The 8,667-nt window shown below is 67.4% G+C and carries 8 protein-coding genes and 1 pseudogene; 6 read left to right on the top strand and 3 right to left on the bottom strand.

The genetic code is table 11. From position 1 onward, the window contains the following. Positions 1-339: hypothetical protein (locus ONA70_RS32115; RefSeq protein WP_265010243.1), on the top strand; the 339-nt coding region annotated here is incomplete at its 5' end. A gap of 358 nt (positions 340-697) precedes the next feature. On the opposite strand, the gene ONA70_RS32120 is transcribed toward ONA70_RS32115, so the two are convergent. Next, positions 698-985 carry a hypothetical protein gene (locus ONA70_RS32120; RefSeq protein ID WP_265010244.1) on the bottom strand — a complete coding sequence of 96 codons (288 nt, stop codon included), beginning with the start codon at positions 983-985 and terminating at the stop codon, positions 698-700. 360 nt (positions 986-1,345) lie between these two features. Here ONA70_RS32120 and ONA70_RS32125 point away from each other — a divergent pair, with 360 nt between their 5' ends. Together ONA70_RS32125 and ONA70_RS32130 are read left to right on the top strand one after the other, a co-directional pair. After that, positions 1,346-2,641: an HINT domain-containing protein gene (locus ONA70_RS32125; protein ID WP_265010245.1), complete on the top strand. Its 1,296-nt coding sequence runs from the start codon at positions 1,346-1,348 to the stop codon at positions 2,639-2,641. Between the two features lies 1 nt (position 2,642). Further along, positions 2,643-2,891, top strand: coding sequence for a hypothetical protein (locus ONA70_RS32130; protein ID WP_265010246.1), 249 nt, complete (start codon positions 2,643-2,645; stop codon positions 2,889-2,891). Between the two features lie 717 nt (positions 2,892-3,608). On the opposite strand, the gene ONA70_RS32135 is transcribed toward ONA70_RS32130, so the two are convergent. Then, a complete protein-coding gene (locus ONA70_RS32135) occupies positions 3,609-4,556 on the bottom strand; it encodes a hypothetical protein (RefSeq protein WP_265010247.1) in 948 nt (315 codons plus the stop codon). 288 nt (positions 4,557-4,844) lie between these two features. Between ONA70_RS32135 and ONA70_RS32140 the strand changes: the two genes are divergently transcribed. From ONA70_RS32140 to ONA70_RS32150, 3 genes are all read left to right on the top strand, one after another. Then, positions 4,845-5,972 carry a hypothetical protein gene (locus ONA70_RS32140; protein WP_265010248.1) on the top strand — a complete coding sequence of 376 codons (1,128 nt, stop codon included), beginning with the start codon at positions 4,845-4,847 and terminating at the stop codon, positions 5,970-5,972. A gap of 159 nt (positions 5,973-6,131) precedes the next feature. Further along, complete coding sequence (locus tag ONA70_RS32145) at positions 6,132-6,926, top strand: hypothetical protein (RefSeq protein ID WP_265010249.1); 795 nt, start codon at positions 6,132-6,134, stop codon at positions 6,924-6,926. Between the two features lie 55 nt (positions 6,927-6,981). Next, on the top strand, positions 6,982-7,161 hold the full coding sequence (locus ONA70_RS32150; protein ID WP_265010250.1) for a DUF397 domain-containing protein: 180 nt from the start codon (positions 6,982-6,984) through the stop codon (positions 7,159-7,161). A gap of 601 nt (positions 7,162-7,762) precedes the next feature. On the opposite strand, the pseudogene ONA70_RS32155 reads toward ONA70_RS32150, so the two are convergent. After that, a pseudogene (locus tag ONA70_RS32155) lies at positions 7,763-8,667 on the bottom strand (hypothetical protein); the annotation flags it as partial.

Here is an 8,667-nt window from a genome sequence, read left to right on the forward strand (position 1 = left end):
CGTCAACAAGCGATGTGGCGTTCCGATGATCTTTACAGGGCCCGGGAGTCGTGCGACCGTCTGCCCGTGCTCTCCATCGCCTTCAACAACTCCGGAGACGCATCGCCGCAGGTTCCGCTCGGCACCCTCGGAGTTCTCGTCCTTGTGTTCGCCCTCGGAAATCTCGTCCTGCGAGTGTGGGCCGAGCGCCGGCTGCGAGCAGGTGGAACTCTTGCGCGGCCATTCCGAATGCTTCGCCTGTTCGTCGACCACCCGAAGCTCTTCCTCGGCGCGCTGTGCGCGCAGGTCATAGTCGGCATCCTGCTGTCAATCACCGCGATCTTCGTATCTGATCGTTGAACGGTCAGCCTCCGCGACGGTCGGCTACGGCAGCGCATCCTTGAGGTGTCGGAGTCTCCTCGGCGCCCGAGCGGCGGCATCCGCCGTTACCCGCCTCGCCTCTCCGTTGGCTCGTGGCCGGCGTTTGTCGGCTCCGCCTGAAAACTGGATCATTCAGGCGGCGTTGACAGCGTTCATCCGGTCGCGGCTTTGGCGTTCCGCTGGGGCCAGGTTGGGATCAGAGACTGGCAGCTTGGGAATCGCACAAGATCGGTTCGCAGCATGGCGTTTTCGCCTTGTCGCCGTGGCCAACGGCGGCCTCGTATGGCCTCTCGTGACACCATCTTGTGGCCGCGTCAGCCAAGGTCGGCCTCGATCGTTAGTCGCCGCCGGCTGAGAAGACGGCTTGGTACCGCTCCGCATCGTTTTGGTTCGGGAGCGGCTGCCACTTCGCAACGTCGTATCCCGTATCGAGGCTGATGCGTACGCTAGCCATCATCATGATTTCTGCCACCGAGCCGGGCTTCCTGGCCTCGAAACGGCGCATGTACTCCCCGTCTCGATACAGGATCCAGCGGTAACCTGACCAGCCGGCGATGGGCCCTTCGAAGTCGCCTTCATAGACGAGGGTGAAGTTCGGGAAGGCATTACTGTTCGCTTCAGGCATGCGCAGAGTGTCGCAGCAGCGCTCGACGCAGTTCGGCGAGGCTCCCGTTCCGGTTCGGTCTGGTGGCCTGACGCTCAGTTTGGAAGCTCCCAGCGGCCAGGCCGCTCGCCTCTCGTGCCCGCTCGTGACCGTTGCGCCCCGGGGCGACTGGCCCGTGGATGGCCCGTACGCCTCAGACGGCAACGGTGTCATCATCAGCAGCATGAGTGAGGAGCTATCGAAGCGCTGTTCACCGGTGTCGACAAGCCTGACCCTGAGAACCCGTTCAAACCGCCCGTCAACGTCTACCGCTTCAACGCCAGGCAGTTCGACGCGACCAGCGGCAGTTACGACGTGGGCTTCCGCGACTACTCCCCGAGCGTGAGCCAGTTCCTCACACCCGACCACTACAACGACGTCCAGGCGGACCTCCGGCTTGGTCCCGTTCCCTTCGACACCGCCGCTTCGAACAGTCTCGACTTCTGGGAGTGGGCGAAGGGGGCAGGCCGGTCGTTTGTCAATCACGTCAAGGAAGATCCCTGGCAGTTTGCTGGGGAGGTGGCCATCGGTATCGCCGCTGCCGCCGCCGTGGGTCTGGTCTGCGCCACCGGTATCGGCTGCGCCATCCTGGCCGGGATCGCCGGAGGAGCGGCATCCGCGGCCTACGGCTACGGCGTTGACGTCGCACAAGGTGAACACTCCTTCGACGCCGGTGACTTCACTGAGCAGACCCTCATCGGCGCGGGCATCGGAGGAGCCACCGCCGGTATCGGGTACGGCATCGGTCGAGGACTCAGCAAGCTCTTCAAGAAAAGCAAGATGCCCACCAGTTGTCACAGCTTCGCGGCGGGCACGTTGGTCCTCATGGCGGATGGCACCACGAAACGCATCGAAGACATCAAGATCGGTGACGTGGTGCTGGCGACCGACCCGGAGACTGGCCTGACGGTCGCCAAGCGGGTCACCTATCTACACCTCAACCAGGACTGGGATCTCGCCGAAGTCACCGTCCACGACAGCGTCACCGGCGAGACTGAGGTCCTGAAAACAACCTGGCACCATCCGTTCTGGAACGCCAGCGAGGACGCGTGGGTCGACGCCGCTGACCTCAAGCCGGGCACATGGCTACGCGACGACGAAGGCAAGGAGACCCAGCAGGTCGTCGCCGTCCGCACCTGGACCGGCCTGCAGCAAATGCACGACCTCACCATCGCCGACATCCACACCTACTACGTGGTAGCCGGAACGACTCCAGTTCTTGTCCACAACAACAATGGCTGTGTCGAGGTCACCGCTAACGATAACAGTTACTCCATTTCTCATGCGAAGAGTGGGAGTGGTGTAATCGCTGATCTGGACAGCGATGGAATCATCACTCTGATGATGCAGCGTAACGGCGGGTCGCCTATGTCGGGTCGAGAAATGTTCGATCGCGTCATGGCTCATTTTGGTGACCGTGTGAATGGCATCCAGGGCTACTGGGTGTACGGTGATAACCTGGCGGCCTTTAATGCGGCCGTTAGAAACGGTGATCCATTGCGCTCGGCTGCTCGCGGCACGTGGACGGGGCGCCAAGCTGCAAGGTATGGGTTCACCCGGGTTAAAATCCTGATCGCTGATGAGAATCTAGATGGATTCACGAAGGTGTCTGCGATGTTTAGACGAGAACGAGGGTGAGATGGCGCAACCTCAAGATCGGCTGAGTGAAATGGTCGCCGGAATGAGACGAGATGGTGCAGGTCCGTTCGCGGCCGTGGTCCGCCTCAAGGAGCAGAACTTGGTGCAACCTGGCCGAGAGTTCGATGCGGCGCATGCCTTGAAGCGGAGCTACGGTTTGTCGGTGGTGCAGTTGCACGAGGTGGTCGGCTGGCTGAAAGGTGAACGCACCCTGGAGGATGTGAGGAGGGCTCTGCAGGACCGCTCCTGAGTGGCACATCTGGCCGTTCGAAGTTAATCGGGGTTCGCGCCTGGAGTCGACCCAACGTGCGGGGCTCTCAATTCGCCGGTGATCATCTGAGTGTCGAATTCGGATGGTCGCAGTTGAAGAGCGGTGAGCATGGCCAACGATACGTGAGCCTCAGGTCCATAAAACGCGGGGAACGTCATCCTCGATGATTTTGGGGGATTGACCCCTCCGGCCTCAGAAAGGGGTCCCGGGTTGCCGGCCCGGGACCCCTTTCCATCCAGGTAGAGTCGCTACGTATCAGCCGAGCGGGATGGCTGTAGGGTGCCAAAACTGGGTTCCGGCCGGTGGCCTGCGGTTTCGAGGATTCGTTCAGGCGGCTCTGTGGTACTCGTGGACCTCCCAGCCGTCGTCGGCGTTGGACGACGCCGTCGATCGGTACAAGTACATGTGCGCATTCTGGTGACTGCGGAAAGATGCCGCCGAGCGGTGTGCAGTTATTCCGTGCCGGTGACCCTTGCACGGAAGGGATCCGGATGCACGATTCGGTGGAAGCCGCACGGCAGCAGGCGGAGGCTGCACTGAGGTGATCTCAGCAATGATTCGGTCGGAGCCGGTGTTCGCATTGGGTCAAGGTAAGCGCGGCGCTGCAGTGGGCGCCTTGTTAGGTGCGTATCGGGGCACCGAACGCCCTCGCCTGCAGACGTTCGCAACCACCGATAGAACTCAAGAGCTATATAGCTAAGTGCTCCGCCACTCGACCGCGGGGACGGGGCCGTCATAGGTGTCGTGGTGACGCTCGGCCCAGGCGCGGGACGAGAAGAACGGCCGGGTGACCAGGATGTCCCCGGAGCGCTGTGTTCGCAGGACAAGGCCGAGCTCGTCCGAGGCCGGGTCGCCCTGCAACGTGTAATAGAAATAGCCGACGCTGCCGACAAGGAAATGGACGAATCGGTCCTCCAGGTCGGAGGGGATCTGACCGACCAGGTCGCTGCCGCCAAGCGTGACCTGTGGTCCGCGCGTGCCATCGACCGCTATGCAGCAGAGCCGGTCGCTCTCGTCGAAGTATGCGGTCACGGCCGGCTGGGTGAAGACGAGACACAGACCTACCTGTATCAGCGGAGCCGGATCATCCGGCAGCACCTCTCGCCGGTCCGGAATGGTGCCGAGTACCCCGATGACCTGCTCCGAGGACATGCCGAACCGCAACGGGCCGACCCGGACGAGGGGTTCGGCGTCCCAGCGGACCCGGGCTGTCAGGTTGGGGCCGGTATCGGGCTTGAAGAAGTCCTCCGCTGGATCATCGAGCCACTCGGGCGTGAAGAAGCCCGGTTTGGTCAGCACTAGGTCGTGGTAGCGATAGGGGCGGAGAACCAGGCCGAGTCCGTCGTGCCGGGCACTGCGGGCCGGCCCGCCCGTGAGCGGGCCGAGACCGCAGGAGCGGGTGTGTTCGCCCAGTTCGCGCGCCAGCCGCGAGAAGAAGCCGCCGACGAGCCCGATGCCGTTGAGGGTAACCTGTCGGCCGCGCGGCGGTGCGATCGCGACGTAGCACAGGCGCTCGTTCGGTGTGTACCGGGTGTGCAGGCCGAGTTGGCTGAAGGTGGCCTCGGAGACCGTGCTGTAGGGAGGACCACTCGTCGTCATGTTGGCAGATAGATCGAGGGCCCGCTCCACCTCGACGTGACTCATTCCGAAAAGGAGGGGGCCCACGCTCATCTGGGGCTCAAACATCCACGGCGGGCTGGACACCGACGCACCCTAGCTGTAGCCGTCCGAGCCACACGACGCGGCAGCATGGACCGACGCGCCGTCCAGCAACTTGGACAACCCGTCGATGTGAGGTGGCGGGGCCGCCCACGTTTGCGGTGTGCGACGCGTCCGATTCCGACCAGTGGCACGCTGTGGTCGACCGATCTCCTTCGGTAGAGTGTGGGCGTTGATCGTCCGGCGGTGGCCGACGGTCGGAGGGGTGCCGGGATGACTCGAGGGGTCGGGCGGTGGACGCGGGTTGCGCTGCGCCTCGGGCTCCTGCTCGGCGGTGTTGTCGTGGCGTGGGGCGTACACGAGGCCGCCGCCACCACCGCCGCCCGCGCCGCCGACCGTCCACCGTCCGCGCCGGTAGGGGCCGTGGTCGACCTGCTGGGCGACGTTCTCCGCCCAGTCCTCGACGCGACGCCACCCCCGGCACCGCAAGTGCCCACCGACGACGCGGCCGCGCCCACTTCGCCACTGAAACCCGATCCCAGCGCGCTGGCGTTGCCGTACCGGATGGCACCCAGCCGGCCGGCCCCACACCAGGCAGCGGCCCGGCCGGGCCGGATGTCCACCCCGCCAGGCCGCCAAGCCGAGCCACCCGCACGGCTCGGCACGCCGGAACCCGCCGCCGAGACACCCCGCCCGACCGTCAGACTGATCGACGGAAACCTGCTCACACCGGTGGGTGCGGCCCTGCGGGCGGTTATCGAGCCGGTCCGGCCCGGCGTGCTCACGCCGGTGGCCGACGCGCTAAGCCCGGTCACCGACCCCGTCCGGGCCGACGTGCTCGTCCCGGTGGCCGACGCCCTCCGTCCGGTGGTCCGGCCGCTTGCCCCGGTCCTCTCGCCCGTCTGGCACGGGCTGGAGCCGGTGCTGAAGCCGCTGGATCCCGTACTCGAGCCCCTCGAACCGGTGACGGACCTCCTGAATCCGCCCTCCACCGCACCACCCGTGACGACGCCGCCGACGGGCCCGGCCGGCGGCGCGGCGACTGGCCTGGGCTGCAGTGAGTTCCCCACCGGAGCCCAGTTCGCGTCGGCCGGTCCCTCCTCGGGACCTGCCCTCACGGGCACCTCGACGGACCCGCACAGCAGGACGCAACTGTCGTCCCTGCCGCGCGTCGCCCAGCCGGACGGGCCGCACCCGCTGCGGCCGGACGCCGACTCCGCGCCCGCCGCGCCCGCCCCCGCCACCAGTGGATCCGGCGCGTTCGGTGGTGTTCATGGGAACCCCGCTGACGCCCTCACGTCGGTGTGGACGCCGCCCAGCTCGGCGGAGCGCCGCTGCCACCCGACCGGTGGCGACGCTCTCCCGTCCCGCTCGCCCCGCCCGGGGACCCGGCCCGCCTGACCGGCGGGCCGTTGTGTGCCGTCCGCGCGGCACCAGCGGCCTCTGCGCACTCGTCCGCCTGACGGCCCCTGATGGCCCGCGCCGGCCCGCGGCAATCCCGCGACGATCCGGCAACCTTCCGCGCCGTACCCGATCACCATGGTGACCTGGAGTTACCCAATGAACCTGCCCCTGCCCGTCGTCCGCGCCCGTTGGTCCGACATCGACCGAATCGCCGACCTCGTCGCCGGCACTCTTTCTCCCACCGCGGTCGGTGCCTGGCTCGTTCCCGACCAGCGGGACCGGCCGACCCTCCTCGCCGCTGTGGCTCGGATCTGGATCGAACACGCGCTGCTGTTCGGCGAGGCGTTCCTGCTCCCGGACGGCGCCGCCGCCACCGTCTGGTACCACCGCTACCGGCCCATCCCGCCCCCTGCCCGCTACACCGACCGTCTCGCCCACACGTGCGGAGCAAACCAGGACCGGTTCTTGCAACTCGACCAGGCCCTCGCCACGCGGCGGCCCACGGAGGCGCACAACCACCTGGCGCTGCTCGCCGCGCCAAGCCGTGCGGGCTCGGACCGCGCCGCTGCGGTCCTCGCCGGAGCGCAGCAGTGGATGGACACACTCAGCCTGCCCACCTACGCGGAGGCATTCACCAACGCCGACCTCGACCTATTCCAACAGCACGGATACACCCGCCGGGACAGCATTCCCATCAACGGTCACACCACCACCCACTCGATGTGGCGGCCGTCGCCGTTCTGGGACGAGGGTCCAGCCGAAACACTCGCTCACGCGTGCCTCGTCCGCTCGTCCTGCCCTGCAACAACCCGTCCACCGGGTGGGCGCTGCGCTGACCGACCTGGCCTGGCCTGGCCGGGGGTCCCGCTATCGCCGGTCGGCGGGCCGCAGAACAGGCCTGCACTGAGGCGATGTGACATTCTCACCCGCTTGGCCGATAAGACCCAATGACCGCCCTTGTTCAATTCTGGCCGCATCCGCGGCCAGCTGATGGCAGGAGAACACCATGCGATGGATCCGCCCGAACCGATGCGACAACTCCGGCCCGAACTGCCTGGAGGTCGCCGTGACCCCGGACGGTGACCGGGTGCTGCGGAACTCGCAGCGGCCGGACGTCACCATCAAGGTGGACGCGCAGGAGTGGTCAACCTTCATCGACTCGGTATGGGCCGGCCAAAGCTTCTGACCGGCCCCCAACGGCCGGCGGTTGCCGCACGAGCGAGCCCGCGCCGCGAGGTGGTGTCAGTCCTGCCCGGACAGCGGCGGCGGATAGCGCCGCGGGCAAAGGAGCCTCGGCACCGACTGCCGTTCGGCCGCCCGACGACGTGAACATGTGCCGCTCCGCCCCGCCCGGACCGGGCGGGGCGGGGCGGGGCGGGGCGGATAAACCATGTCAGCGGACGTGGGGGCGATATCGCCGTCGTACCACCGGCCGGCCCTCGCCCGCCTTGACCGGGTAGGTAGGACTTCGCCGAGGGTGGTCGTCGGCGGCCGGGCCGCGCGGGCCGGGGCGGTGCGACCGCCGACCGCGAGCAGAACCCCGCCGACGGTGGGCGTCGGTCCGGTCAACCCGACCCGTCGCAACTAGCCTCGGCCGCGCGGCTGCTCACCTACGCCCCCGAGCCGCTTAACGCCGCGGTCCCCGCGCCGACCCAGGCCCGACAGCGGACAGGCCCCCCGGGCCGGACGCAGACCCAGCGGGGGATGCGTCCCAGCCCCTGCGACGGACGTGGCCTCCAACGGCTCAGCGCGGCTAGGGTCAGGCATCAGTCGCGGAGCGCGGGTGATCAGCGGTAGCACCGCCAGGCGTATGGATCCCCAGAATTCGATGTCCGTGCGTAGGCGCCCGAACCGTATGTGTCGCGGCAGGCGACGTCCATGTCGACGACGGACGCGAAGAGAAGCGCCGTGCATTGCCAACGGCCGTCGTTGCGGGGCTCCGCTGAGCCCCTGGCGTGCTGGTCGCAGTACTGCTGGGCCATGGTCGCCACCCCGTCGTTGCCTGATGGGCCGAGCAGGAGTGGACCTGAGCTTCGGGTCTGCGTCGGCGTAGTCAAAGTGCGTGTCGGGGGCGGCGTGACCGACGGGGTGGCGCTCGGTGTGGCGGAACGTGTGACCGATTGTGTGGTCCTGGGCGTGCTGGGGGAGGTGCGGGGTGTCGCGGAACTGGGCACCGTCGACGGCATCTCCGGGAGAGCAATCGGCTGCTCAGACGCCTCCGGCGGGATGGTCGCGGTCGACAGCGGCAGCTCGTTTTCCGGCGGCCGGCCCGCCCCCCACAACAACGCCAGAGCGCAGAGCAGCATCCCGAAGGCGAGCACTCCGACCGCGATCAGCCGGCGCCGCCGCCGGGGCGGCCGTGGGTGGGCATCAAGCGTCCGGTTGTGCCGCACCCGGGCCTGGCCGTCCTCGACCGCCCCAAGGTCCTGGGGGTAGGGCTCTTGGTGGCGGTACTCGTTGCGGCCGGCCTGATCGTCGTGTGGGTCATACCCCTCCTGGAAGTTACCCACCTCCGGTAGGACGTATGTCTCCTGCAGCGCGGTGTACGCGTCCTCGTGGACCGGGTCGGTATCGTTCGGTCCGTACGGCTCCTGGGCTCGCCGTTCGTCCTGGTAGGCCAGCTCGTGCGCGTCGTACGGATAGGTCTGGTCGGGCTCGTAACGCTCCGGCTCGGGGTAGGCCACCGGGTCGG

This window comes from Micromonospora yasonensis (genome assembly GCF_026013475.1).
GTDB classification, from domain to species: domain Bacteria; phylum Actinomycetota; class Actinomycetes; order Mycobacteriales; family Micromonosporaceae; genus Micromonospora; species Micromonospora yasonensis.

Coding starts and splice junctions, on each gene's coding strand:
- ONA70_RS32150 (WP_265010250.1), top strand. CDS start 6,982: ATGCGATGGATCCGCCCGAACCGATGCGACAACTCCGGCCCGAACTGC.
- ONA70_RS32140 (WP_265010248.1), top strand. CDS start 4,845: ATGACTCGAGGGGTCGGGCGGTGGACGCGGGTTGCGCTGCGCCTCGGG.
- ONA70_RS32120 (WP_265010244.1), bottom strand. CDS start 985: ATGCCTGAAGCGAACAGTAATGCCTTCCCGAACTTCACCCTCGTCTAT.
- ONA70_RS32145 (WP_265010249.1), top strand. CDS start 6,132: ATGAACCTGCCCCTGCCCGTCGTCCGCGCCCGTTGGTCCGACATCGAC.
- ONA70_RS32130 (WP_265010246.1), top strand. CDS start 2,643: ATGGCGCAACCTCAAGATCGGCTGAGTGAAATGGTCGCCGGAATGAGA.
- ONA70_RS32135 (WP_265010247.1), bottom strand. CDS start 4,556: ATGAGTCACGTCGAGGTGGAGCGGGCCCTCGATCTATCTGCCAACATG.